Consider the following 25,583-nt stretch of genomic DNA (forward strand, 5'->3'; position numbering starts at 1 on the left):
TTACTAGGACGTCCAAGTAAATTTGAGCCATGGACGCTGACGCGATCGAGGAAGGCCGCCGCCGCTGGCAGGCCCGTTACGACAAGGCCCGCAAGCGCGACGCGGACTTCACCACACTCTCCGGGGACCCCGTCGACCCCGCGTACGGGCCCCGGCCCGGCGACACCTACGACGGGTTCGACAGGATCGGCTGGCCCGGCGAGTACCCCTTCACCCGAGGCCTGTACCCGACGGGCTACCGGGGCCGCACGTGGACGATCCGGCAGTTCGCCGGGTTCGGCAACGCCGAGCAGACCAACGAGCGCTACAAGATGATCCTGGCCGCGGGCGGCGGCGGCCTGAGCGTCGCCTTCGACATGCCCACCCTCATGGGCCGCGACTCCGACGACCCCCGCTCGCTCGGCGAGGTCGGCCACTGCGGCGTCGCCATCGACTCGGCCGCCGACATGGAGGTCCTGTTCCAGGACATCCCGCTCGGCGACGTCACCACGTCCATGACCATCAGCGGACCCGCCGTCCCGGTCTTCTGCATGTACCTCGTCGCCGCGGAGCGGCAGGGCGTCGACCCGGGCGTCCTCAACGGCACGCTCCAGACCGACATCTTCAAGGAGTACATCGCGCAGAAGGAGTGGCTCTTCCAGCCCGAGCCGCACCTGCGCCTCATCGGCGACCTGATGGAGCACTGCGCGCAGGGCATCCCCGCGTACAAGCCGCTCTCCGTCTCCGGCTACCACATCCGCGAGGCAGGGGCGACGGCCGCGCAGGAGCTGGCGTACACCCTCGCCGACGGCTTCGGCTACGTGGAGCTCGGCCTCAGCCGCGGCCTGGACGTCGACGTCTTCGCCCCCGGCCTCTCCTTCTTCTTCGACGCGCACGTCGACTTCTTCGAGGAGATCGCCAAGTTCCGCGCGGCGCGCCGCATCTGGGCCCGCTGGATGAAGGAGGTGTACGGCGCCCAGTCGGACAAGGCGCAGTGGCTGCGCTTCCACACCCAGACCGCCGGGGTGTCCCTGACCGCACAGCAGCCGTACAACAACGTCGTGCGCACCGCCGTCGAGGCGCTCGCCGCGGTGCTCGGCGGCACCAACTCGCTGCACACCAACGCGCTCGACGAGACCCTCGCGCTCCCCTCCGAACAGGCCGCGGAGATCGCGCTGCGCACCCAGCAGGTCCTGATGGAGGAGACCGGCGTCGCCAACGTCGCCGACCCGCTGGGCGGTTCCTGGTACATCGAGCAGCTCACCGACCGCATCGAGGCGGACGCGGAGAAGATCTTCGACCAGATCAAGGAGCGCGGCACCCGGGCCCACCCCGACGGGCAGCACCCCATCGGCCCGATCACCTCCGGCATCCTGCGCGGCATCGAGGACGGCTGGTTCACCGGCGAGATCGCGGAGTCCGCCTTCCGCTACCAGCAGTCCCTGGAGAAGGGCGACAAGCGCGTGGTGGGCGTCAACTGCCACCACGGGTCGGTCACCGGTGACCTGGAGATCCTGCGGGTCAGCCACGAGGTGGAGCGCGAGCAGGTGCGCGAACTCGCCGACCGCAAGTCGCGCCGGGACGACGCCGCGGTGTCGTCGGCGCTGGAGGCCATGCTGGCCGCGGCGCGCGACGGCTCGAACATGATCGCCCCCATGCTGGACGCGGTACGCGCCGAGGCGACCCTGGGCGAGATCTGCGGGGTGCTGCGCGAGGAGTGGGGCACGTACACCGAGCCCCCCGGCTTCTGAGCGCCCCCGTCCCTCCGGCGGGCCGCCCGCACACGCGGCGGCGGGCGCCCCGCCGGAGCCGCCACCCGCGCCCCCGCACGGCACACACAGCTCAGCGAGGCGGCAGGGTCAGGCGGAACTGGGCTCCGCCGCCCGGCGCCCGCTGGGCCGTCAGCTCCGCCCCGTGAGCGCGGGCGATCTGCCGGGCCATCGCGAGCCCCAGCCCCGACCCCGGCAGGGCCCGCGCCTGCTCGGCCCGGTAGAACCGGTCGAAGACATGGGGGAGATCGGCCTCGGCGATCCCGGGCCCGTGATCCCGTACCGTCAACTCCCCGGAGGAGAGCACCACTTCCACCGGTACCCCCGAAGGGCTGAACTTCGCCGCGTTGTCCAGCAGGTTGGAGATCAGCCGGGCAAGCCGGGCAGGGACCCCCGGCACCGTCACCGACGCGTCCGCCAACTCCAGCTGGAACGGCGTCGCGGGCCAGTGCGCCCGAGCCGTGTCCACGGTGTGCGCGAGCAGCGGAGCAAACCGGACCTCCTCCAGGAGCGGCGTGGGCTCCTCGTCACGAGCGAGGTCGATGAGGTCGTTGACCAGCACGGACACCTCCCGGATCTGGCGCCCGAGCGCCGCGGAGGCCCGCTCCCGCTGAGCGGCGGTCAACCGCTCGCCCCGCGCCAGCAGCTCCGCGTTGGTGCGCAACGCGGTCAGCGGCGTCCGCAGCTCGTGGGACGCGTCCGCGACGAGCCGCCGCTGCGCCGTCACCGACTGTTCCAGCTCGCCCAGCATCGTGTTGAAGGACGTCGCGAGCCGTGTCACCTCGTCCTCCTTGTCGGGCGGACCCGGCGGCAGCTCGATGCGGTGGCTCGGGTCGCGGGTCGCCGCGATGTGCTCGGCCGTCGCGGTGAGCCGGGCCACGGGCGCCAGACCCGTACGCGACACCCAGTACCCGAGCGCCCCGGCGAGCAGCACCCCCGCCGCCCCGACGCCGCTCAGCAGCCACGCCGCCTGGCCCACGCCCTTGCGCACGCCGTCCGAACGCAGCGCCACCTGAAGGGACTTGTTCCCGCCGAAGGCCTGGGTGAGCATCCGCGCGGGCCGCCCGTCGGGCAGCGTGATGTTGGTGTAGTACGCGTTGCGCGCCCCCGTGGCGACCTCCCGCACGGGCCGGCCGACCGGCAGCAGATACGGCTCGGCCGGATCCTTCGCCGGGTCGGCGGGGACGACCTGCGCGCAGGCCGGCGCCGACAGATAGCGGCACTCGCCTGCCAGCACGCCGGGCGCCGCACCCCGGTTCTGCTGGGTGGACAGGGTCGCGGACTGCGTCAGGTTCAGGTCGAGCTGGTGGAACAGCTCGTAGCGGATCACGAAGAACGCGCCCGTGCACACCCCGACCGCCACCAGCGCCACCGCGGCGGACGCGGCCACCGCGAGCCGGGTGCGCAGCGGGCGGTGCCGGCGCCAGCGGGCCCCCAGACGCCGCCGGGAGCTCATGAGGCGTCCAGCCGGTAGCCGACCCCGTGCACCGTGTGGACCAGCCGCGACTCTCCCGCCGCCTCCAGCTTGCGCCGCAGGTAACCCACGTACACGGCGAGGGAGTTGGAGTCGGGGCCGAAGTCGCGGCCCCACACCAGCTCGTGGATCAGCTCCCTCGGCAGCACCTGCCCCGGGTTGCGCAGGAGCAGTTCGAGCAGCGCGAACTCGGTGCGCGTGAAGTCGATCGGCCGCTCGCCGCGCCGTGCGGTGTGCGCGACCGGGTCGAGCACGAGGTCCGCGTACCGCAGCTCCCGCGGCTCGGCGGGATCGGGCGCCGCCCGGCGCAGCAACGCCCTGACGCGGGCGATGAGTTCGTCCAGGGCGAAGGGCTTGACCAGGTAGTCGTCCGCGCCCGCCTCCAGGCCGTCCACCCGCTCGCTCACCGAATCGAGCGCGGTGAGCACGAGGACCGGGGTGCGGTCGCCCATCGCGCGCAGCTGCCGGCAGACCCCGAGGCCGTCGAGGACCGGCATCATCACGTCCAGGACGATCGCGTCCGGCCGCCAGGCGGCCACCTCGGAGAGCGCCGCGAGCCCGTCCGGGGCGCCCTTCACCTCGTACCCCTCCACCGCGAGGCCGTCCTCGACGGCCGCCCGTACCTCCGGCTCGTCGTCGACGACGAGGATTCTGACCGCGCGCGTGGTGCTCATGGGCAAAGCCTGCCAAACGCGGCTCTTAGAACCCTCTTAAGCCGCCCCGTGAACCTCGGTGCCATGCGCACACCATTGTCAGTAGTGATCGGGGCGGGCGGCACCGGCGGGCACATCTACCCCGGGCTCGCGCTCGCCGAGGCACTGCGGCGGGCCGTTCCCGACGCGGTGATCTCCTTCGTCGGCACGACCCGGGGCCTGGAGGGCGAGCTCATACCCCGCGCCGGGTACCGGCTGCACACCGTCGACATGATCCCCTTCGACCCCTCGCTCGGCGCCAAGCGGTACCTGCTGCCGGCCGCGCTCCTGAAGTCGGGCGCGCAGTGCCGGTCCCTCCTCAAGGCGCAGGGCGCCCACGTCGCCGTCGGCATGGGCGGCTATCCGAGCGCGCCCGTCATCGTCGGCGCCAGGATGGCCGGGCTGCCCAGCCTCATCCACGAGTCCAACGCGGTGCCGGGCCGGGCCAACCAGTTCGCGGCCCGGCTCACCTCCCACATCGCGGTCGCCTTCGACCGCAGCCGCGCCCACCTCTCCGGCGGCCAGAACGCCGTCACCACCGGCATGCCCATCGCCGCCTCGCTCGCCACGCTCGACCGGACGGCGCTGCGCACCGAGGCCCGCCGGGCCCTCGGCGTGCCGCCCGGGGCGCGCCTCGTCCTCGTCAACGGCGGCAGCCTGGGCGCCGCCCGGCTCACCGCGGCCGCCGTCGGCCTCGCCCACCGGTGGCGCGACCGGGCCGACGTCCACCTCCTCATCAAGACCGGCCCGGCCCAACTGGCCGACACCGGACGGCAGTTGTCGGGTCTGGCCGGAGCGCGGGCGGTGCCCTACCTCGACCGGATGGACCTCGCGTACGCCGCCGCCGACCTCGTCGTGTGCCGTGCGGGCTCCGCGACCGTCGCCGAACTCGCCGCGACCGGCGTGCCCGCCGTCCTCGTGCCCTACCCGCACGCGCCGGGCGACCACCAGACCCACAACGCGCGGGTCCTCTCCGACGCGGGCGCGGGCCTGCTCGTGCCGGACGCCGAGACCACCGCGTTCCGCCTCGCCGGGCTCATCGAGCCCCTCCTCGCGGACCCGGCCCGGCTCGCCGCGATGAGCGGCGCCGCCGACCCCGGCAACCACGCCCGCGCCGCCGACCTGCTGGCCGCCCGGGTCCTCGACCTCGCCTCGCACCCCACCTCGTCCCTCAAGGAGTACGCAGCATGAGCACCGCCACCGCCCCCACCACCTGGCAGAACCGCACCGTCCTGGTCACCGGCGCCGAAGGCTTCATCGGCTCGACCCTGGTCGACCTCCTTGTCGGACTCGGCGCCGACGTGCGGGCCTTCGTGCACTACAAGCCGTACGCCGAGAAGGGCTTCCTCGCCCATCTGATGAACCACCCCCAGGTGGAGATGGTGACCGGCGACGTCCGCGACGCCGGGCGGGTCTCGGACGCGGTGGCCGGCTGCGACACCGTCTTCCACCTCGCCGCGCTCATCGGCATCCCGTACAGCTACGACTCCCCGGGCGCCTATGTGCAGACCAACGTGGTCGGCACCGAGAACATCGCCGAGGCCTGCCGCCGCCACCGCGTGCGCCGCCTCGTCCACACCTCCACCAGCGAGGTGTACGGGACCGCCCTGACCGCCCCGATCAGCGAGGAGCACCCGCTCCAGCCGCAGTCGCCGTACTCCGCCTCCAAGATCGGCGCCGACATGATGGCGCTCTCGCACTGGCACGCCTTCGAGCTCCCGGTCACCGTGGTGCGCCCCTTCAACACCTACGGCCCGCGCCAGTCGGCCCGCGCCGTGATCCCCACGATCCTGTCCCAACTCCACGCGGGAGTACGGGAGATCAAGCTCGGCTCGCTCACCCCGACCCGCGACTTCACGTACGTCACCGACACCGCGCGGGGCTTCCTCGCGGTCGCGGAGTGCGACCGGGCGCTCGGCGAGGTCGTGAACCTGGGCACGGGGCGCGAGATAGCCATCGGTGACCTGGCCGAGGCGCTCATCGCCGCGTCGGGCCGCGAGGCCTCCGTGGTGGTGGACCCGGCGCGCCTGCGCCCCTCGGGCAGCGAGGTCGAGCGGCTGCTTTCGGACAACTCGCGGGCCCGGGAGTGGGCCGGCTGGAAGCCCGAAGTCGACCTGGAGGACGGCCTGAAGCAGACCTCGGAGTGGGTGCGGGAGAACCTGTCCCTCTTCGCCCCGGACCGCTACCAGGTCTGAGCCCGCCGACGGGCCGCCGCGCGCGGGGCCGCCCTGGGCCGCGGCTCACGCCGTCGCGGCGAGGCCCGTGCAGATGAGGAGGGTGAAGTCGCGCGCCCACTCCGCGTCCACGGGCTCCGCGCTCACCAGGGCGCGGTGCACCACCGCGCCCGCCACCACGTCGAAGATGAGGTCGGTGTGGCGGGCGGAGACCGCCGGGTCGGCCTCGTAGGGGAGTTCGCCGCGGGCCTGGGCCCGCTCGCGGCCGACCAGAACCAGCCGCTTCTGGCGGTCCACGATGGCGGAGCGGATCCGCCCGCGCAACGCGTCGTCCCGGGTGGATTCGGCCACCACCGCCATCAGCGCCGTCTTCGCCTCGGGGCGCTCGAGAAGCGCGGCGAACTGAAGGACGACGCCCTCCACGTCGGCCATCAGGCTGCCCAGGTCCGGGAGTTCGAGCTCGTCGAAGAGGACCGCGACCGCGTCCACGACGAGTTCGTTCTTGCCCGCCCAGCGGCGGTAGAGCGTCGTCTTGGCCACCCCGGCCCGGGTCGCCACGTCGCCCATCGTCAGCTTCGACCACCCCAGGTCCACCAGCGCCTCCCGGGTCGCCAGCAGGATCGCGGCGTCGGCCTCCGCGCTGCGGGGCCGACCCGTACGACTCGTACAGGACGGTCTCGTGGCGCGGGATGAAGAAGGCATGACGGCGACCATACCGGCCGGTAGCAATCGCGCCAGGGGTCCTGTGGTGTGCGCGAGATCACCCCGCACGCGGGGCGCGCACCAGTTACGCTACGGCTCGTAGCGAAAGCCTTGAGCGGCCTTCCGCGACAACCACATGTCACAGGCGCCCGGGTGGGGACCCAGGAGCCGCACGCAAGAACGCACGACCGGGGTCACGTCCGGGGTGCCCGACGTCTCGCAATCCGGCGGGAGGCGTCGAGCGGGCCCGGATCCTGCCACCGGCGCACCACGCACCTGCGCGGAAGGGGGAGGATGTACGCATGCAGCCTAGGAACATGTCCATGAGCGGCGTCGTCGACCTCGCCGCGGTGAAGGCGGCCGGCGAGGCCAAGAGCAAGGCGGAGCAGGCGCGGGCCGAGGCCGCCCGGCAGGGCGGGGTCCCGGCCGTGGCGCCGTCCGCGCTCGTCATCGATGTCGACGAGGCCACTTTCGAGAGCGACGTCCTGACCCGCTCCGCCGAGGTGCCCGTCGTCATCGACTTCTGGGCCGAGTGGTGCGAGCCCTGCAAGCAGCTCGGCCCCCTGCTCGAACGGCTCGCCGTCGAGTACAACGGCCGTTTCCTCCTTGCCAAGATCGACGTCGACGCCAACCAGATGCTGATGCAGCAGTTCGGGATCCAGGGGATCCCGGCCGTCTTCGCGGTCGTCGCCGGCCAGGCGCTCCCGCTCTTCCAGGGCGCGGCCCCGGAGGCGCAGATCCGCGAGACGCTCGACCAACTGGTGCAGGTCGCCGAGGAGCGCTTCGGCCTGACCGGCATCGCGGTCGACCCGGGCGCGGCCGCCGCCCCCGGCGCCGAGGCGCCGGCCCCCGTCGGCCCGTACGACGCCCTGCTCGAAGCCGCCGTGGTCGCCCTCGACTCGGGCGATCTGGCCGGCGCGGTCCAGGCGTACAAGAACGTACTGAGCGACGACCCGGGCAACCCCGAGGCCAAGCTGGGCCTCGCGCAGGCCGAACTGCTCCAGCGCGTCCAGGCGCTCGACCCCGCGCAGGTCCGCAAGGACGCGGCGGAGAACCCGGCCGACGCGGCCGCGCAGATCGCCGCGGCCGACCTCGATCTGGTCGGCGGTCACGTGGAGGACGCCTTCGGCCGTCTCATCGAAACCGTGCGGCGCACGTTCGGTGACGACCGCGACGCCGCGCGGGTCCGGCTCCTGGAGCTCTTCGAGGTGATCGGCGGCGACGACCCGCGTGTCACCGCGGCCCGAACCGCGCTGGCGAGGGTGCTCTTCTGACCCACCCGTGAACGCCGTCGGGCGTTCACCGACCTGTCACCGAATGAGTGTCCGAAGACGGTGCACGGCGGGTGATTTGGCGACAGAGAGACAAGAGGCGGCCGCGTTTTACCAAAACTTGGTAAACGCGGCCGCTGTTACTTCCAGTAAGTTGAGCCGCTTCTTACGTCCGCTTATCTGCGGCGATTTCCCCTTCTGTCCGGTCACTCGGCAGCACCCTGTGTGCCCAGGCGATGGCCACCGGTCGTGCCTCGGTTATCAGGCCGTTACTGGCTAGTAATGACCCCCCTTGTGCCCCGGCTCGGAATGGACCACGATCGGCCACGCTCGGTCCAATAACGCACCAGCCCGACAGCCACTCGGCGCGGCCGCTGACTTGGGTCCCCACCGGGCCGGCCGGTGACAGTGGCACCGGCTGTGGACAGGGGGGTCTCTGCTCTCCGGCAGGGCCTGTCCAGAGGTTGCGCGAATGCGTGGCCAGTGGTTGTCGCTCGGGGGTGATCGCCGGTGTCGGACGAAGTGCGCGAGTCGTACGCGGTCGACCTCCCGCGCGTTCCCCTTCCCGAGGACGTAGCACTTCTCCCATCCCGTGACAGCCCTTGAGGGGTCCGTCCCGGAGATGTACGTCCGAGAAGGAGGAAAGTCATGGAGTCCCAAGTACGTGGCGGGACCAGATGGAAGCGGTTCGCTCTGGTCATGGTGCCGAGCGTGGCCGCGACGGCCGCGATAGGCGTCGGCCTGGCACAGGGCGCGCTGGCAGCGTCGTTCAGTGTGTCGGGCGTCGACTTCAAGGTGACGGCTCAGAAGCTCGACGGCCAGAACCTCTTGCAGTACGGCAGCGTCGCAACCGGCAAGTCCCTTGACGGCAAGGACCAGACCAACGCGGTCGTCGTCTCGGGCTTCAGCAAGGCGAACATCGACAAGATGTGCCAGTCGGTCGTGCAGCCGATGCCGTTCGGTCTCGGCTACGTGACGATGAAGCTGAAGGCCGGTGGCCAGCAGCAGATCCAGGCGGACAACATCTACCTGGATGTGTCCGACCTGGCGACCGACGCTCAGTTCACGAACATCGACATCGGTGTCGCGGCGGGCGAGGGCAAGCGGGACAAGGACGGCAACCTCGTCACGAAGATCCAGCCGGGTGCGGACGGCAAGACGCCCGGCAGCAGCCCGTACGGCTTCGCGCAGCGGGCCGACCGGGCAGAGCTGAGCAACGTGGAGCAGCGGGCGTGGGCCACCACGGCCGGCTCGTTCAAGCTTCCCGGTCTCAAGCTCAGCCTTGCCGTCGACAAGGACCCGAAAAAGAACGAGTGCGGGACCTGGCAGCAGGAGTGGCAGCAGTAGGCACTCCGTCCAGTGGCCGCTGACCGCTCCGGCGTCCGGCGGCCGCTGGAACTCTCCATCTTTCTCATAGCAATTGCGGTACCAGGGAGCTGTTTTCCATGAGCGCCGAGACCACGGGTTCCCGCGACGACCAGCACTGGTGGCTCCGATTCCGGGCGTGGAGGGGCCGTCGGCCGTTCTGGGCCGGGCTCTTCACCATCATCGGCGGCGTGCCCATCATGTACTTCCCGTACGCCAACATGCACCTGGGCAACGTCACGCTCGCCATGTCGACCACGGCCGGCGCGGGCTCGCTCATCATCGGAGTCCTGCTGATCACGCTCGGCCTCACCATGTGGTTCCACAGCGTGGTGCGCACGTTCGCGGGCATCGCGGCGATCCTCCTGGCGCTCATCTCGATCCCGATCGCCAACATCGGCGGGTTCGTCGTCGGCTTCCTGTTCTCCATGCTCGGCGGTGCGCTGGCCTGCGCCTGGGTGCCGGCCAAGCCGCGGCGGAAGGACAAGCAGGCGGAGTCGACGGACGTGACGCCCGCCGGTCCTGCGCCCGAGGGCATGCCGGAGCCGACAGCCGCTGCCACCGAAACGACAGTCGACGCCAACGGCGGGAGGAACAGTGCGGGGTGACGAGACGCAGCTGGACTCGACCGGAGGCGGCGACCCGCGGGGAAGAAGCGGGCCGCGTCACGCGGCCCCGAGGAAGTCGCTGCTGACCAAGTGGCACATGCCCGCGGGCAAGGCGATGGCACTCGCCGCCATGCCCACGGCCGTGCTGGTCGGGATGAGCCTCACGCCCAAGCTCGCGATGGCCGACGAGCGGACGGACATCCCGTTCGCCCCCGGCCCCTGTGTGACCCGCTCGGACAGCCCCTCGGCGTCGCCGAGCCCGTCGAGCAGTGCTTCGGGCAAGGCATCGCCGAGCCCGTCGGCGTCGAAGTCGGCCGACAAGAAGTCGGACGACAAGGCGACGCCGGACACGAAGACGCCCACGCCCACCGCGTCCGGTTCCGCCGGTGACGGCGTCGACAAGCTTCTGAAGCCGGCGGACCAGCACAGTACGGACCAGCCGGACACGGCGCCGTCGACCGCGGGCCAGACCGCCACGCCGCCGCCCGCGAAGAAGACCAACCCGCTCGACCCGCTGGGCCTGGGGGACGCGCTGAAGGGTCTGTTCGGCATACACGACACGCCGACGCCGACCCCGAGCGCGGCGACGCCGCCCGCGTCGAAGCCTTCGGCGAGCACGACGCCCAAGTCCACGGCGAAGCCGTCGACCAAGCCGTCGACGAAGCCCGCGGAGAAGGCGGCCAAGCCGAGCGCCGAGGGCACGGACCCGACGCTCGACAAGGCGACGGAGGCGATCAAGAAGGCGGCCGACGAGGCGGGCCAGAAGGTCTCCGAACTCCCGGACGCGGCCAAGGGGTTGGACCCCAAGAAGGACTCCGCCATCCCGGACGGCGCCAAGCCGGCCTTCCCGTGCCCGACGGCCGACCCGAAGGCGCTGGCCGCGGCCAAGCAGGACAGCGGCGTACCGACGCTGCCCACGCAGCCGTGGATCCTCAAGAGCTCGCTGCTCACCCTGGGCGGCCTGAACTACGAGGGCATCGTCGAGGTCAAGGCGGGCGACACGACGAAGAAGGTCCTCAAGTTCACGGCGTCCACCGTGGACATCAAGGACCTGGACCAGCAGGTGTACGGGCCCGAGGTGAACGGCAAGCCCACCACGGCCCATGTCGTGGCGCGCTCCGGCTCCACCTCGACGATCCGCAACGGCACGGTGACGATGTACACGGAAGAGCTGAAGGGCAACCTCTTCGGCCTCATCCCGATCACCTTCAGCCCGGAGACCCCGCCCCCGCTGAACGTCCCGTTCGCCTTCTTCACCAACGCGACGGTCCGCCAGGCCGGCCAGTTCGGCGGCACCCTGACCGTCCCGGGTCTGCACAACTACGTCACGGACGGCAACCCGACGACGTAGGCCCAAGTGGCCCCCATTCCAGCCGAGTTGCACCACGGCCCTCGCCCCTGCACGGGCGGGGGCCGCGGCGGTTCCGGGCCTCTCGGCACCGCCCAGGTCAGTGGATGTCCTCTGTGGCCGGCTGATGAGTTCCCGCGATGGAGGAGAGTCGCGCCCGCCGAAAGTCCCCCCACTGGGGACCTTCGGCGGGCTTTTGGCGGGGCGGGGTGGTCGACACTCGGGAGTGGCAACCTACGGTTCCGTAGGTTGTGTAGCCCCGGGCGCCCCCGCGTGCCCCGATGAAGGGATCACGCCGATGGTGACAGGCCGCCGAGCGCAGCCGCGGATCATTCAGGGCGGCATGGGCGTGGCCGTGTCCGGGTGGGAGCTGGCTCGGGCGGTGGCGGGGCGGGGGCAGCTCGGGGTGGTGTCCGGGACCGCGCTCGATGCCGTGCTCGCGCGGCGGCTCCAACGGGGCGACCCCGGCGGGCACATGCGGCGCGCGCTCGCCGCCTTCCCCGTGCCGGAGGCCGCCGCGTACGTACTGGACCGGTACTTCGTCGAGGGCGGCGTCGCACCCGGCGAGCGGATGCGGGCCATGGCCCGGCTCCGGGTCGACCGGGGTGAGCATGCCGAACTCCTCACCGTGCTCGGCAACTTCGTCGAGGTGTGGCTCGCCAAGGAGGGGCACGACGGGCTCGTCGGGGTCAACTACCTCGCCAAGATCCAGCTCGCCACCGCGCCCGCCCTGTTCGGCGCGATCCTCGCCGGGGTCGACCACGTCCTGGTCGGCGCCGGGATCCCCGGGCAGATCCCCGCCCTCGCCACCGCGCTCGCCCGCGCCGAGGCCGTCACCACCCAGGTCGCCGTGGAGGGGGACGAGGAGCCGCTCCCGTACACCTTTGATCCGAGGGGTGGCCTGTTGCGTCAACTGGCGCACGCGTCAAGCGACTTGACCCGGCCCGATGTGCTGGCCATCGTCTCGCTGCCCGTCCTCGCCTCCTACCTCGTGCGTGACCCCGCGACCCGCCCCGACGGGTTCGTCATCGAGACGCACCGGGCCGGCGGGCACAGTGCGCCACCGCGGGGGAAGCTCGTCGTCGACGCGGCCGGGGAGCCGGTCTACGGGCCGCGCGACCACCCCGACCTCGCCAAGGTCGCCGCGCTCGGCATCCCGTTCTGGCTCGCGGGCGGCGCCGCGCACCCCGCGCGCCTGGCTGAGGCGCGGGCGCTCGGCGCCGAGGGCGTACAGCTCGGCAGCGTGTTCGCGCTGTGCCAGGAGTCGGGGCTGCGCGACGATCTGCGGACGGAGCTGAGGGCGCGCGCTCGCGCCGGGACACTGCGGGTGCGCAACGACCCCCGGGCATCGCCGACCGCGTTCCCGTTCAAGGTCGCCGAGCTGCCCGGCACCCTGTCCGAGCCATCGATACGTGCGGCCAGACGGCCCGTGTGCGACCTCGGCTACCTGCGCACACCGGCGCGCGCCGCGAACGGAGCCCTCGTCTACCGGTGCGCCGCCGAGCCGGTCGCCGCGTACGTCCGCAAGGGCGGGGACGCCGTGGACGCCGACGGACGTGTCTGCCTGTGCAACGGGCTGCTCGCGACCGTGGGGCTCGGCCAGCGCAGGCCGGGCGGCGCGGTCGAGCCGGCTGTCGTGACCATCGGGCAGGATCTCGGCTTCCTCGACGACATCAGCCCGGACGGCCGCCCCTACACGGCCGGCGAGGTCATCGACTGGATGACCGGTGCGGGGACCCCGCCGGGGACTTCGGCAGGGGCCCCGGCTCAGAGCGCCGTGTCGGCGTGAGAGCCCCGCCTCTTGCGGCGGGTCGTGAGCAGGACGCCCGCGCCGCCGGCCACGACCACGGCAGCGCCGATCCCGGTCCAGCCGAGCGCGCCGATCCCCGAGTCCGCGGAGCCCGCCGAAGGGGCCTGGTAGCCGGTGGCCGGATGCGGTGTCTGCGGGTCGAGGGTGCCGACCGGCTTCGTCTTGCCGGCCGCCGAGAAGCCCCAGTCCAGAAGCTGGCGCATCTCGGTGTACACCTTGTCCCGCTTGTTCTCCTGCGGGTTCATCACGGTCACCAGGATGGTGTGGCCGTCCCGCCTGGCCGCCTCGGCGAGGGTGTTGCCCGCGTTCGTGGTGTAGCCGTTCTTGCCGCCGATCAGACCGGGGTACTTCGAGACCCCGTCGATCCCCGACAGGAGGCGGTTGGTGTTGGAGATGCCGAATGGCTTGCCCTTGGTGTTGGGCCCGCCGGGGAACTCCGCCGATGCCGTGCCGCAGTACTCCGTGAAGTCCTTGTTCCGCAGGCCCGAGCGCAGGAACAGCGTCAGGTCGTACGCGGAGGACACCTGGCCGGGTGCGTCGTAGCCGTCCGGGCTCAGGACGTGGGTGTCCTTGGCGCCGAGGCCCTCGGCCTTCTTCTGCATGTCGGCGACCGTCTTGTCGACGCCGCCGTTCATCGCCGCCAGGACGTGCACGGCGTCGTTGCCCGAGCGCAGGAACACTCCGCGCCACAGGTCGGGCGCCTGGTACGTCTGGCCCGGCACGATGCCGACCGCGCTGCTGCCGTCGCCCATGCCCTTGAGGTCCTCGTCGCTCACCTTGCGGCCGGCGTCGTGCGGGACCACGGGCAGGACCGTGTCCGCGAAGAGCATCTTCAGGGTGCTGGCCGGGGGGAGCGGCCAGTGCGCGTTGCGCGCGCCGAGCACCTGGCCGGTGTCGCCGTCCGCCACCACCCAGGAGAGCGCGGAGAGGTCCGGGGGCAACGCGGGTGCGCCCGCGCCGAGTTGATCGCCGGGCTTTCCCAACTGGGCGCCGCCCACCTGTGACATGCTCGGCGGCGGCTCCTTCTTGGCCTCGCCGCCCGGCGCGCCCGGCGTCGCCGACTTGGGCGGCTTCGCGGGGTGGCCGCTCGCCGCGGCGGGGCCGGCCGTGGCGCCCGTGGCGACCGCGGCGACCGCGGTGGCGGTGAGCGCCACGAGTGCGCGTCGGGCCTGCGGCGATATGGGAAGACGCATGCACGCGAACGTACCCCAGGAGTTGGGCCGGAGTTGACCCGCTCGACCGTGGAATTCGCCACGCCCGAGTCATGGAACGATCAGGCACCACATCCCGTCCGCACGCCACCTCGCGCCGAGAGGGCCCTAGCCCTCAATCACCGGACGGGCCGGGGTGGCCGATGCTGGGCATGCCGCCGAGTTCAGCCCACCTGGGGGCGCGGGGAACTGCGCGGGACGCGGGCACGGTCCGCAGGCGTAGGCGGGGTTGCTGGGGCTCTGCCCCAGACCCCGTTCGCGCCTGAACGGCGCTGGTCCTCAATCGCCGGACGGGCTGGGGATGCGGAGACGGGGCACCCTGCTAAGGACGGCCCCGCTGGGGGCGCGGGGAACTGCGCGGGACGCGGGCACGGTCCGCAGACGTAGGCGGGGTTGCCTGGGGCTTCGCCCCAGACCCCGGTTCGCGCCTGGACGGCGCTCGTCCTGGGGTGGCCTGCATGGGCCGCAACCGGGCAGCCGGACGGGATGGGGGTGCTCGGGATGGCCGTGCTGCCCAGGCCGGCCCACCTGGGGGCGCGGGGAACTGCGCGGGACGCGGGCACGGTCCGCAGACGTAGGCGGGGTTGCCTGGGGCTTCGCCCCAGACCCCGGTTCGCGCCTGGACGGCGCTCGTCCTGGGGTGGCCTGCATGGGCCGCAACCGGGCAGCCGGACGGGATGGGGGTGCTCGGGATGGCCGTGCTGCCCAGGCCGGCCCACCTGGGGGCGCGGGGAACTGCGCGGGACGCGGGCACGGTCCGCAGATGGAAGCGGGGTGTCCTGCACTGGGCCCGCAACCGAGCAGCCGGACATGGTGAGGATGCCAATGCTGGGCATGCCGGCCCCGCCAGGGGCGCGGGCCGCGCGCGGCGGAAGGCATCCGGGAAGCGCTGGGGGGCGGCCCCCGGAAAGACCCGGGATGCCGCCCCCCGAAAAACGCGGGCCGCAGCGACTACTCCCGCTCGGCGCCGCCGAGGTGGTGCACCCGGACCATGTTGGTGGTGCCGGGGATGCCGGGGGGCGAGCCGGCCGTGATGACCATGGTGTCGCCCTCGCTGTACCGCTTGAGCTTGAGCAGCTCGGCGTCGACCAGGTCGACCATCGCGTCGGTGGAGTCCACATGCGGGACGACGTACGTCTCGACGCCCCAGCTCAGCGCGAGCTGGTTGCGGGTGGCCGGGTCCGTGGTGAACGCGAGGATCGGCTGGCAGGTGCGGTAGCGCGACAGGCGCCGGGCGGTGTCGCCCGACTTCGTGAAGGCGACCAGCGCCTTGCCGTCGAGGAAGTCCGCGATCTCGCAGGCGGCACGGGCCACCGAGCCACCCTGGGTGCGCGGCTTCTTGCCCGGGACCAGCGGCTGGAGGCCCTTGGAGAGGAGCTCCTCCTCGGCCGCCTCGACGATCTTCGACATCGTCTTGACCGTCTCGATCGGGTACGCGCCCACCGAGGACTCGGCGGAGAGCATGACCGCGTCCGCGCCGTCCAGGATCGCGTTGGCGACGTCGGACGCCTCCGCGCGGGTCGGCCGCGAGTTGGTGATCATCGACTCCATCATCTGGGTCGCGACGATCACCGGCTTGGCGTTGCGGCGGCACAGCTCCACGAGGCGCTTCTGCACCATCGGGACCTTCTCCAGGGGGTACTCCACGGCGAGGTCGCCACGGGCCACCATCACACCGTCGAAGGCGGCGACGACGCCCTCCATGTTGGCGACGGCCTGCGGCTTCTCGACCTTGGCGATGACCGGCACGCGACGGCCGACCTCGTCCATGACCTTGTGGACGTCCTTGACGTCGTCGGCGTCGCGGACGAAGGAGAGCGCGACCAGGTCGCAGCCCATCCGCAGCGCGAACCGCAGGTCCTCGATGTCCTTCTCGGAGAGCGCCGGGACGTTGACCGCCGCACCGGGCAGGTTGATGCCCTTGTGGTCGGAGATGACACCGCCCTCGATGACGATGGTCTTCACGCGGGGGCCCTCGACCGAGATGACCTTGAGTTCGACGTTGCCGTCGTTGATCAGAATCGGGTCGCCCTTGACGACGTCGCCCGGCAGTCCCTTGTAGGTGGTGCCGCAGATCGACTTGTCGCCGGGGACGTCCTCGGCGGTGATCGTGAACTCGTCGCCCCGGGCCAATTCCACCGGTCCTTCGGCGAATTTGGCGAGACGGATCTTCGGGCCCTGGAGGTCGGCGAGCACGCCCACCGCGCGCCCCGTCTCCTCGGCGGCCTTGCGGACCCGGTCGTATCGGGCCTGGTGCTCGGCCTGGGAGCCGTGGCTGAAGTTGAAGCGGGCCACGCTCATGCCGGCCTCGATCAGAGCGACGAGCTGCTCGTGAGAGTCGACGGCGGGGCCCAGGGTGCAAACGATTTTGGAACGGCGCATAAGGCGGATCCTATCGGTTTGTTTCGCTACGGAATATTCCGTCTGGTGGAATGTACAAATGGGCGGGATGACGCTCAGGTGTCGTCCAGGCAAACCGGAAATTCGGTCAGCTATTCACCAGCGCATACGTCTGCTGGGCGATTTCCAGCTCCTCGTCCGTCGGCACCACGGCCACCGCGACCCTGGCGTACTCCGGAGAGATCAGCCGCGGACGGTCGGACCGTACGTCGTTGAGCTCGCCGTCGACCGCCAGGCCCAGCTCCTCGAGGCCGGCCACCGCTGCCGCGCGGACGGGCGCCGCGTTCTCGCCGACCCCCGCCGTGAACGCGATCGCGTCGACCTTGCCGAGCACGGCGTAGTAGGCCCCTATGTACTTCTTCAGACGGTGGATGTAGATGTCGAAGGCGAGCAGCGCCCGCTCGTCGCCCTCGTCGCAGCGGCGGCGGATCTCCCGCATGTCGTTGTCGCCGCACAGCCCCACCAGGCCGCTCCTCTTGTTGAGCAGCGCGTCGATCTCGTCCGCCGACATGCCCGCGACGCGCTTGAGGTGGAAGGTGACCGCCGGGTCGATGTCACCCGACCGGGTCCCCATGACCAGGCCTTCGAGGGGGGTGAGCCCCATCGAGGTGTCGACGCACCGGCCGCCGCGCACCGCGGAGGCCGAGGCGCCGTTGCCCAGGTGCAGCACGATCACATTGACGTCCTCGGGCGCCCTGCCGAGCAGCCTCGCCGTCTCGCGCGACACATACGCGTGCGAGGTGCCGTGGAAGCCGTAGCGCCGGATGCGGTGCTCGTCGGCCGTCGCCACGTCGATCGCGTACCGGGCCGCGGCCTCCGGCATCGTCGTGTGGAACGCCGTGTCGAACACGGCGACCTGCGGCAGGTCCGGGCGGAGCGCCTGCGCGGTGCGGATGCCCGTGATGTTGGCCGGGTTGTGCAGCGGGGCGACGGGCACCAGCCGCTCGATCTCCGCCATCACCTCGTCGGTGATCACGGTCGGCGCGCTGAACTTGAGCCCGCCGTGCACCACCCGATGGCCGATCGCCGTCAACTCCGGTGAATCCAGGCCGAGTCCGTCGGCCGCGAGCTCCGCGGCCACGGCCTTCAGCGCCGCCTCGTGGTCGGCGATCGGGCCGTTCTGCTCACGGGCGCCGGCGCCGGTCGCCAGCGGCGTGTGCTTGAGCCGCGAGGTCTCCTCGCCGATCCGCTCGACCAGCCCCACGGCGAGGCGTGAGGCGTCACGCATGTCGAGGAGCTGGTACTTCACCGACGAGGACCCGGAGTTGAGCACGAGGACGCGGGTGCCCTGGTTGGCGGTGGTCATGCGGAGGCCTCCTGCCCCTGCGCCTGGGCCTGGATGGCCGTGATGGCGACGGTGTTGACGATGTCCTGGACGAGGGCGCCGCGCGACAGGTCGTTGACCGGCTTGCGCAGACCCTGCAGCACCGGGCCCACGGCCACGGCGCCGGCCGAGCGCTGCACGGCCTTGTAGGTGTTGTTGCCGGTGTTGAGGTCGGGGAAGATCAGCACGCTCGCCTGCCCCGCCACCGTCGACTCCGGCAGCTTGGTCGCGGCGACCGTGGGCTCCACGGCCGCGTCGTACTGGATCGGCCCCTCGATCCGCAGATCGGGACGCGCCTCGCGCACCAGCTTGGTGGCCTCGCGCACCTTGTCGACGTCCGCGCCGGAACCCGACGTGCCGGTCGAGTACGACAGCATCGCGATCCGCGGGTCCACGCCGAACTGCTGGGCGGTGGCGGCCGCCTGGACCGCGATGTCCGCGAGCTGCTCCGCGTTCGGGTCCGGGTTGACCGCGCAGTCCCCGTACACGAGCACCTTGTCGGCGAGGCACATGAAGAACACCGACGAGACGATCGAGGCGTCCGGCTTCGTCTTGATGATCTCGAACGCGGGGCGGATGGTCGCCGCGGTGGAGTGCACCGAACCCGACACCATGCCGTCGGCCAGGCCCTCCTGGACCATCAGCGTGCCGAAGTAGTTCACGTCGGCGACGACGTCGTGCGCCAGCTCCACGGTGACGCCCTTGTGCGCGCGCAACTGGGCGTAGCTCTCGGCGAACCGGGTGCGCAGCTCCGAGGTGTGCGGATCGATGATCTGGCACTTGGTGACGTCGATGCCCAGGTCGGCGGCCTTCTTGCGGATCGCCTCCACGTCGCCGAGCAGCGTCAGCTCGCACACGTCACGGCGCAGCAGGACGTCGGCGGCGCGCAGCACCCGCTCCTCGGTGCCCTCGGGCAGCACGACCCGGCGCCGGTGGGAGCGGGCCTGCTCCAGCAGGTCGTGCTCGAACATCATCGGCGTGACCCGGCCGCTGCGCGCCACCGAGACCCGGGCCAGCAGGTCGGCGGTGTCGACGTGGCGCTCGAAGAGACCGATCGCGGTCTCCGCCTTGCGGGGCGTCGACGCGTTCAACTTGCCTTCCAGGGCGAAGAGTTCGGCCGCCGTGGGGAAGGAGCGCCCGGCCACCGCGACCACCGGGGTGCCCGGCGCGAGCCGGTCGGCGAGGGTCAGGATCTCCTGGCCAGGACGCTCGTCGAGGGTCAGGAGCACCCCCGCGATCGGCGGGGTGCCGGCGCTGTGCGCGGCGAGCGAGCCCACCACGAGGTCGGCGCGGTCTCCCGGGGTCACGACCAGACAGCCCGGCGTCAGCGCGTTCAGGAAGTTCGGCAGCATGGCGCCGCCGAACACGAAGTCGAGGGCGTCGCGCGCGAGCCCCGCGTCGTCGCCGAGCAGCACCGTGCCGTCCAGGGCCGCGGTGATCTGGGCGACGGTGGGTGCCGAGAGCGCCGGCTCGTCGGGCAGGACGTAGCAGGGCACCGGCAGCCGGGCGGAGAGCCGCTCCTCGATCTCGTGCCGGTCGCCCCGGGCGACCCGGTTGACCACCATCGCCAGCACGTCGCAGCCGAGTCCGTCGTAGGCGCGGTGCGCGTTGACCGCCTCCGCCCGTACGGACTCGGTGGTCTGGCCCCTGCCGCCGACCACCGGTATCACCGACGCGCCGAACTCGTTGGCGAGCCGCGCGTTGAGCGCCAGCTCGTCGGGGAGCTGGGTGTCGGCGAAGTCGGTGCCGAGGACCAGGACGACCTCGTAGGCGCGGGCCACCCGGTGGAACCGCTCGACGAGCCGGGAGACGAGTTCGTCGGTACCCTGCTCCGCCTGGAGCGCGGACGCCTCCTGATAGTCCATCCCGTACACCGTGGCCGGGTCCTGGCTCAGCCGGTAGCGGGCTCTGAGGAGGTCGAACAGGCGGTCCGGCCCGTCGTGCACGAGGGGGCGGAAGACACCCACCCGGTCCACCTGACGGGTCAGGAGCTCCATGACTCCCAGCTCGATGACCTGGCGGCCGTCTCCCCGGTCGATCCCGGTCACGTACACGCTGCGCGTCACGCGTGCTCTCCTGTTCTACGTCGCAGGAAATTGTCCCCATAGGTCCTATAGGGACGGCATTGCCCTCTTGACAATACCTCTGCGGATGGATAGGACGCCCGCCGGACGAAGGTCCTGACGGCAGGGTCGAAAGACCCCCGGTCCATCATGGTGGGAGTAGCTGGATGGGCGGTCGGCCCGGGGTGCGTGGGACAATCTGAATTGCTCACGTTACGAGGGATACGGGCGTGACGTCCCCAGACCAGCGAAGCAGGAGATCCAGCACGATGCGCATCGGAGTACTCACCGCAGGCGGCGACTGTCCCGGCCTGAACGCAGTGATCCGGTCGGTCGTGCACCGGGCCGTGGTCGGCCACGGCGACGAAGTCATCGGATTCGAGGACGGGTTCAAGGGCCTGCTCGACGGCCACTACCGCCCGCTCGACCTCAACGCGGTCAGCGGCATTCTCGCGCGCGGCGGCACCATCCTCGGCTCCGCCCGCCTGGAGCGCGACCGGCTGCGCGAAGCCGCCGAGAACTGCGCCGAGTTGGCGATGCGGTACGGCATCGACGCGCTCATCCCGATCGGCGGCGAGGGCACGCTCACCGCGGCCCGCATGCTGGCCGACGCGGGCATGCCCGTCGTGGGCGTGCCCAAGACCATCGACAACGACATCTCCGCGACCGACCGCACCTTCGGCTTCGACACCGCGGTGGGGGTGGCCACCGAGGCCATCGACCGGCTCAAGACCACCGCCGAGTCGCACCAGCGCGTCATGGTCGTCGAGGTCATGGGCCGGCACGCCGGCTGGATCGCCCTGGAGTCGGGTATGGCCGGCGGTGCCCACGGCATCTGCCTGCCCGAGCGGCCCTTCCAGGTCGACGACCTGGTCAAGATGGTCGAGGAGCGCTTCTCGCGCGGCAAGAAGTTCGCCGTGGTCTGCGTCGCCGAGGGCGCGCACCCCGCCGAGGGCTCGATGCCGTACGAGAAGGGCGCGATCGACCAGTACGGCCACGAGCGCTTCGCCGGCATCGGCAACCGGCTCGCGGTCGAGCTGGAGCGCCGCCTGGGCAAGGAGGCCCGCCCGGTCATCCTCGGCCACGTCCAGCGCGGCGGTGTGCCGACCGCGTACGACCGTGTCCTCGCGACGCGGTTCGGCTGGCACGCGGTGGAGGCCGTGCACCGCGGCGAGTTCGGCAACATGACCGCGCTGCGCGGCACGGACATCGTGATGGCCCCGCTCGCGCACGCGGTGACCACGTTGAAGACGGTGCCGGACAACCGGATGTACGAGGCGGAGTCCGTCTTCTGAGCGCTCCGCGCGGGCTCCCGGACCGCCCGCACACGGGACCTCGGCCTCCGATCCGGGGGGCCGGAGGTCCCCTTCTACCGGTGGGCCAGCTCCCAGAAGCGGTCCACTATGCGGTCGAGGAAGTCCCGCCCCGCGTCCCCCGTGTCGGCGTCCGCGCTCCAGTTGAGCGTGGCGACCATGTGCGACTGGTACTCGGTGTGCAACTGGTCGAGCACGGTCTCCAGATGCTGCCGGGACAGCGGCAGGAGCTTCGCCGTCGGCTTGACGTACGCCTGCCAGCGCGTGGTGACCGCGCTGCGCAGCAACTCCGAGAGGTCCGCGTTCTGGCCGGTGGCCGTCACGTAGTCGCGCAGCGACAGCTGGAGCAGATCGGCGAGGGCCATCGACTGGCGCTCGTTGCCGCGCCAGCGCCCCGCGTCCTCCATGCGCCGGTACGCCCCCGCGTCGAGCCCGACCCTGCGGGCCATGTCGTCGATGGTCATGCCGCGGGCGAGCCGGTGCTCGCGCAAGGTGGAGGCGGCCGCCATGAGATCGCCGGGTGAGCACCACAGAACCCCCGCCAGCGCGGTCAGCTCCCGTGCCTCGGGCGCCGCGAGCCCCCGCTCCCACGCCATCACGGTGTCCGGGGAGACCTGGAGGCCGTACTGGGCGCGCATGCCGTACGCGACATGGCCGGGGGCCATGCCGAGGGCTTCTCGCAGTCGGCGGGCCGCGAGGGCGTTGAAGGGAGGGGTGGGGTGCACGCGCACACCGTAGGACGGTAAGTGACATCTGACTACGGTGTGTTCCACCAAAGAACGTGAATTGGAGGAAAGTACGGTTTTGGTGGCGTCCGGGTTACTTAAGGGTTGGGTAAGCGTGTGCTCGCCGAGCCGCCGCCCGGCCGGTGCTGCGCCTAACCCTTCACCGCCCCCGCCAGCGCGAAACCTCCGCCGAGCCGCCGCGCGATGAGGACGTTCAGGAGGAGCACCGGCGTCGAGTACAGGACCGAGAACGCGGCGAGCTGCCCGTACACCACCGAGCCGTGGTTCCCGAAGAATGTGAAGATCGAGACCGAGGCCGGCAGCCGGTCGGGGGAGAGCAGCAGCATGAACGGGACGAAGAAGTTCCCCCACAGCATGATGAAGGTGTAGATCGTCACGACACCCACGCCGGGCCCCATCAGCGGCAGCACCACCCGCACCAGCGTCTGCGGCATCGACGCACCGTCCGTCCGGGCGGCCTCCTCCAGGGTGACCGGCACCCCGTCCATGAAGTTCTTCGTCAGCCAGATGGCGAACGGGAGCTGCGACGTGGACAGGAACAGCGCCGTGCCGTACACCGTGTCGACCAGGTTCACCCGCACGAAGAGCGCGTACACCGGGACCATCACCGCTGTGATCGGCAGACACGTCGTGAACAGGATCGTCAGCAGGTAGGGGCGGGTCACGCGCGAGCGGTGGCGCGAGAGCGGGTACGCCGCCAGCGTCGCGCACACCACCGTCAGGAGCGTCGAACTCCCGCACAGCACCAGGCTGTTGAGCATCGGCGTGAAGGTGACGTCGGGCGTCAGGACGGCCGCGAAGTTGTCGGCGCTCACCGAGCCCGGGATCCGCGCCCGCAGATCGGCCCCGGTGTCCACGGAGGCCAGCAGCAGCCACAGGAGCGGCACCGCGAAGGCCCCCGCCACCGCGAGCAGGGCCGCGTCGGCCGCGAACCGCCGCCGGGCCCGCCTTCGCACCCGGGCGGCGCGGGCCCTCACACCTCCACCTTCATCAGCCGCAGATAGACCACCGAGAACAGCGAGCCGACCAGGAGCAGCAGCAGCGCGACCGCCGTGCCGTAGCCGATCAGGCTCTTCAGGAACGCCTGGTCGTACATGAACACCGGCAGCGTCTGGCTCCGGTTGCCGGGGCCGCCCCGCGTCATCGCCCAGATCAGCCCGAAGACGGACAGCGTCTGGAGCGTGTTGAGCATCAGGTTGGTGCCGATGGAGCGGCGGATCATCGGCAGCGTGATGTGCCAGAACCGGCGCGCCCCGCTCGCCCCGTCGACCTCCGCGGCCTCCTCGACGTCGCGCGGGATCTCCGCGAGCGCGGCCGAGTAGATCAGCATCGAGAACGCGGTGCCGCGCCACACGTTCGCGAACGACACGGCGAGCACCGGCAGCGTGAACAGCCAGTTCTGGGTGGGCAGATGGAGCCAGCCGAGGATTGCGTTCAGGGTGCCGTCGCGGCGGAAGAAGGCGTACAGGAGGAAGGCCGCCACGATCTCCGGCAGCACCCACGCCGTGATCACCAGCGCCCCCGTCACGGTCCGCACCGGACGCGAGGCGCGTCGCATGAGGACGGCGAGAGCCAGGCCCAGGGTGTTCTGGCCGAGCAGCGCGGACAGCACGGTGAAGACGAGGGTGAGCCACACCGCGTTGCGGAACGCGGGGTCGGCGAAGGCGCGCCGGAAGTTGGCCAGGCCGACGAAGTCGACCGTCGACGAGCCGGTGAGCCGCATGTCGGTGAAGGCGATGGAGACGCAGTAGCCGATCGGCCCGGCGAGGAAGAGCAGCAGGAGCAGCGTCGCGGGAGCGATCGGGAGCCAGCGCACCGCGCGGGCCCGCCGGCCGGCCCGCGCCGCCGTGAGGGTGCTCACCTCGCGTCCCGCGCGATGGAGTCGACCTGAGCGTCGTAGGCCTTGGCGGCCGAGTCCGCCGCCCCGCCGGTCGTCACCGACTCCATCGCCTCGCCGATCGCCGTCGACACCTGCGGGTACGCCGACAGCGCGGGCCGGTAGTGGGTGAAGGGGACCAGGCCGGTGAAGAAGGTGATGCCCGGCATGGAGCGCAGGTACGCCGGGTCGGCCGCGACGTCCTCGCGGACCGCGATCTGGGCGTCCGCCACATCCCACTTCACGGCGTTCTCCTTGGTCTGGAGCGTCTTGACGAAGTCGAAGGCGAGGGCGGGGTTGGCGGCCTTCGCGGGGATCGCCCAGGTCCAGCCGCCCGACATGGAGACCCTGCCCGGCGGCTGGCCGTACTGCGTCGGCATCGCGGCCCGGCCGAGCGTGGCCGACCACGCCGGCCACTCCCTGGGCCCCTCGTTGATCCAGTTCTGGCCGAGCCAGGAGCCGTCGAGGGCGATCGCCAGCCTGCCGTTCGGCATCCAGTCCGTCGCCAGGCGGGTGCCCACATTGGGGTCGAGGGCGTCGGAGGGATCGGGCCCGAGCTTCTCCGTGTACACCGTGCGTACGAAGGCGAGGGCGTCCTTGAAGCCCTGGGTGCCCGTGGTCCATTTCTTGGCGGCGGGGTCGTACAGCGGGTTCGCGCCGGTCCCGTAGAGCAGCATCTCCAGGCCCTGCATGGCGGACGCCTCGCCGCCCGCCTTGCCGGTGTAGATGTTGAGCGGGATGACGCCGGGGACCTTCCGCCGGACGGTGCGGGCGGCGTCGAGTACCTCGGCCCAGTTCCCCGGCTGCCAGTTCGCGGGCAGCCCGGCCTTCGCGAAGATCTGCTTGTTGAACCACAGGCCCCGGGTGTCCGTGCCGTCCGGCACCCCGTACGTCCGGCCGTCCCCGGCCTTCGCCGCCGCCTTCGCGGTGCCGGCGAACAGGCCCCACTGGTCCCACCGGGACAGGTAGTCGTCCAGCGGGCGCAGATAGCCGGCGCCGATGTCGGCGTTGATGCGGAACGTGTCCTCGTACACCAGGTCCGGCGCGGTCTTCGGCGAGCGCATCATCTGCTGGACCTTGGCCGCGTAGTCGTTGTCGGGGGCCTGGATCGGCACCAGTTCGGCCTTCTTGCCGGGGTGTGCCCGCTCGAACTGCTTCTTGACGTCCGCCAGGAACGCGTCCTTGAAGCGGATCTTGTTGTCGGTCGAGCGGTTGTAGGCGATCCGCACGGTGTCGGCGTCGTGTCCCGGCCCACCGCACCCGGCGAGCGCTCCGGCCGCGAGGGCGGCGGCGACGATCAGCGGGAAGGGGTGGCGTCCTCTCGTACGGGGCCGAAGGCTTGGGGATGCGAGGGCTGTGGCGGGGGCGGTGGGGCGCACGGGCACGACCTCCTCGGGCCGGGCGTGCGGCCATGGCCACGGCCGCACGCGGCTGCCCGGTGAACGTAAGGGCGCCCGG

The 25,583-nt window shown here is 71.5% G+C and carries 20 protein-coding genes; 9 read left to right on the forward strand and 11 right to left on the reverse strand.

The window, feature by feature from the left end; translation table 11 throughout:
* The first annotated feature begins 29 nt into the window (after nt 1–29).
* Nucleotides 30–1,730, forward strand: a complete 1,701-nt coding sequence (locus tag OOJ98_RS20905) for a methylmalonyl-CoA mutase (RefSeq protein ID WP_267056453.1) — start codon at nt 30–32, stop codon at nt 1,728–1,730.
* A gap of 91 nt (nt 1,731–1,821) precedes the next feature.
* Here OOJ98_RS20905 and OOJ98_RS20910 read toward each other — a convergent pair whose 3' ends face one another.
* Nucleotides 1,822–3,204 carry a cell wall metabolism sensor histidine kinase WalK gene (locus OOJ98_RS20910; protein ID WP_267056454.1) on the reverse strand — a complete coding sequence of 461 codons (1,383 nt, stop codon included), beginning with the start codon at nt 3,202–3,204 and terminating at the stop codon, nt 1,822–1,824.
* Nucleotides 3,201–3,896: a response regulator transcription factor gene (locus OOJ98_RS20915; RefSeq protein WP_267056455.1), complete on the reverse strand. Its 696-nt coding sequence runs from the start codon at nt 3,894–3,896 to the stop codon at nt 3,201–3,203. Before OOJ98_RS20915 ends, OOJ98_RS20910 begins: the two co-directional genes overlap by 4 nt.
* Before the next feature lie 63 nt (nt 3,897–3,959).
* On the opposite strand from OOJ98_RS20915, the gene OOJ98_RS20920 reads away from it, so the two are divergent.
* Together OOJ98_RS20920 and OOJ98_RS20925 are read left to right on the forward strand one after the other, a co-directional pair.
* The gene (locus tag OOJ98_RS20920) at nt 3,960–5,105 is read left to right on the forward strand and encodes a glycosyltransferase (RefSeq protein ID WP_267056456.1); all 1,146 of its coding nucleotides are present in this window, start codon (nt 3,960–3,962) and stop codon (nt 5,103–5,105) included.
* Nucleotides 5,102–6,109 carry a GDP-mannose 4,6-dehydratase gene (locus OOJ98_RS20925; protein ID WP_267056457.1) on the forward strand — a complete coding sequence of 336 codons (1,008 nt, stop codon included), beginning with the start codon at nt 5,102–5,104 and terminating at the stop codon, nt 6,107–6,109. The genes OOJ98_RS20920 and OOJ98_RS20925 overlap by 4 nt, the downstream gene beginning before the upstream one ends.
* A 45-nt stretch (nt 6,110–6,154) precedes the next feature.
* On the opposite strand, the gene OOJ98_RS20930 is transcribed toward OOJ98_RS20925, so the two are convergent.
* A complete protein-coding gene (locus OOJ98_RS20930; protein WP_267056458.1) occupies nt 6,155–6,790 on the reverse strand; it encodes a TetR/AcrR family transcriptional regulator in 636 nt (211 codons plus the stop codon).
* A 302-nt stretch (nt 6,791–7,092) separates the two neighbouring features.
* Between OOJ98_RS20930 and OOJ98_RS20935 the strand changes: the two genes are divergently transcribed.
* From OOJ98_RS20935 to OOJ98_RS20955, 5 genes are all read left to right on the forward strand, one after another.
* Nucleotides 7,093–8,064 (forward strand): tetratricopeptide repeat protein, encoded by a 972-nt coding sequence (locus OOJ98_RS20935; RefSeq protein ID WP_267056459.1) that lies wholly within the window; start codon nt 7,093–7,095, stop codon nt 8,062–8,064.
* Between the two features lie 645 nt (nt 8,065–8,709).
* Entirely contained in the window at nt 8,710–9,408 is a 699-nt protein-coding gene (locus tag OOJ98_RS20940) for a DUF6230 family protein (RefSeq protein WP_267056460.1), read from the forward strand.
* A gap of 98 nt (nt 9,409–9,506) precedes the next feature.
* Nucleotides 9,507–10,034: a DUF6114 domain-containing protein gene (locus OOJ98_RS20945; protein ID WP_267056461.1), complete on the forward strand. Its 528-nt coding sequence runs from the start codon at nt 9,507–9,509 to the stop codon at nt 10,032–10,034.
* Nucleotides 10,024–11,385: a hypothetical protein gene (locus OOJ98_RS20950; protein WP_267056462.1), complete on the forward strand. Its 1,362-nt coding sequence runs from the start codon at nt 10,024–10,026 to the stop codon at nt 11,383–11,385. The genes OOJ98_RS20945 and OOJ98_RS20950 overlap by 11 nt, the downstream gene beginning before the upstream one ends.
* A gap of 295 nt (nt 11,386–11,680) precedes the next feature.
* The gene (locus OOJ98_RS20955; protein ID WP_267056463.1) at nt 11,681–13,171 is read left to right on the forward strand and encodes a hypothetical protein; all 1,491 of its coding nucleotides are present in this window, start codon (nt 11,681–11,683) and stop codon (nt 13,169–13,171) included.
* On the opposite strand, the gene OOJ98_RS20960 is transcribed toward OOJ98_RS20955, so the two are convergent.
* From OOJ98_RS20960 to pta, 4 genes are all read right to left on the reverse strand, one after another.
* Entirely contained in the window at nt 13,150–14,385 is a 1,236-nt protein-coding gene (locus OOJ98_RS20960) for a D-alanyl-D-alanine carboxypeptidase family protein (RefSeq protein ID WP_267056464.1), read from the reverse strand. The genes OOJ98_RS20955 and OOJ98_RS20960 overlap by 22 nt on opposite strands.
* Before the next feature lie 969 nt (nt 14,386–15,354).
* Nucleotides 15,355–16,785 (reverse strand): pyruvate kinase, encoded by a 1,431-nt coding sequence (pyk, locus tag OOJ98_RS20965; protein WP_267056465.1) that lies wholly within the window; start codon nt 16,783–16,785, stop codon nt 15,355–15,357.
* A 106-nt stretch (nt 16,786–16,891) separates the two neighbouring features.
* Nucleotides 16,892–18,109 (reverse strand): acetate kinase, encoded by a 1,218-nt coding sequence (locus OOJ98_RS20970; protein ID WP_267056466.1) that lies wholly within the window; start codon nt 18,107–18,109, stop codon nt 16,892–16,894.
* Nucleotides 18,106–20,193: a phosphate acetyltransferase gene (pta, locus tag OOJ98_RS20975; protein ID WP_267056467.1), complete on the reverse strand. Its 2,088-nt coding sequence runs from the start codon at nt 20,191–20,193 to the stop codon at nt 18,106–18,108. Before pta ends, OOJ98_RS20970 begins: the two co-directional genes overlap by 4 nt.
* 266 nt (nt 20,194–20,459) lie before the next feature.
* On the opposite strand from pta, the gene OOJ98_RS20980 reads away from it, so the two are divergent.
* Nucleotides 20,460–21,485 carry an ATP-dependent 6-phosphofructokinase gene (locus OOJ98_RS20980; RefSeq protein ID WP_267056468.1) on the forward strand — a complete coding sequence of 342 codons (1,026 nt, stop codon included), beginning with the start codon at nt 20,460–20,462 and terminating at the stop codon, nt 21,483–21,485.
* Nucleotides 21,486–21,559: 74 nt separating this feature from the next.
* On the opposite strand, the gene OOJ98_RS20985 is transcribed toward OOJ98_RS20980, so the two are convergent.
* The 4 genes from OOJ98_RS20985 to OOJ98_RS21000 form a co-directional block, all read right to left on the reverse strand.
* A complete protein-coding gene (locus OOJ98_RS20985) occupies nt 21,560–22,234 on the reverse strand; it encodes a helix-turn-helix transcriptional regulator (RefSeq protein ID WP_267056469.1) in 675 nt (224 codons plus the stop codon).
* Between the two features lie 146 nt (nt 22,235–22,380).
* Nucleotides 22,381–23,226: a carbohydrate ABC transporter permease gene (locus OOJ98_RS20990; RefSeq protein ID WP_267056470.1), complete on the reverse strand. Its 846-nt coding sequence runs from the start codon at nt 23,224–23,226 to the stop codon at nt 22,381–22,383.
* On the reverse strand, nt 23,223–24,110 hold the full coding sequence (locus tag OOJ98_RS20995) for a carbohydrate ABC transporter permease (RefSeq protein ID WP_267056471.1): 888 nt from the start codon (nt 24,108–24,110) through the stop codon (nt 23,223–23,225). The genes OOJ98_RS20990 and OOJ98_RS20995 overlap by 4 nt, the downstream gene beginning before the upstream one ends.
* Entirely contained in the window at nt 24,107–25,426 is a 1,320-nt protein-coding gene (locus tag OOJ98_RS21000) for an extracellular solute-binding protein (protein ID WP_267057046.1), read from the reverse strand. Before OOJ98_RS21000 ends, OOJ98_RS20995 begins: the two co-directional genes overlap by 4 nt.
* Nucleotides 25,427–25,583: the final 157 nt, after the last annotated feature.

The sequence above is a fragment of the Streptomyces sp. NBC_00083 genome (genome assembly GCF_026343295.1).
GTDB lineage: Bacteria > Actinomycetota > Actinomycetes > Streptomycetales > Streptomycetaceae > Streptomyces.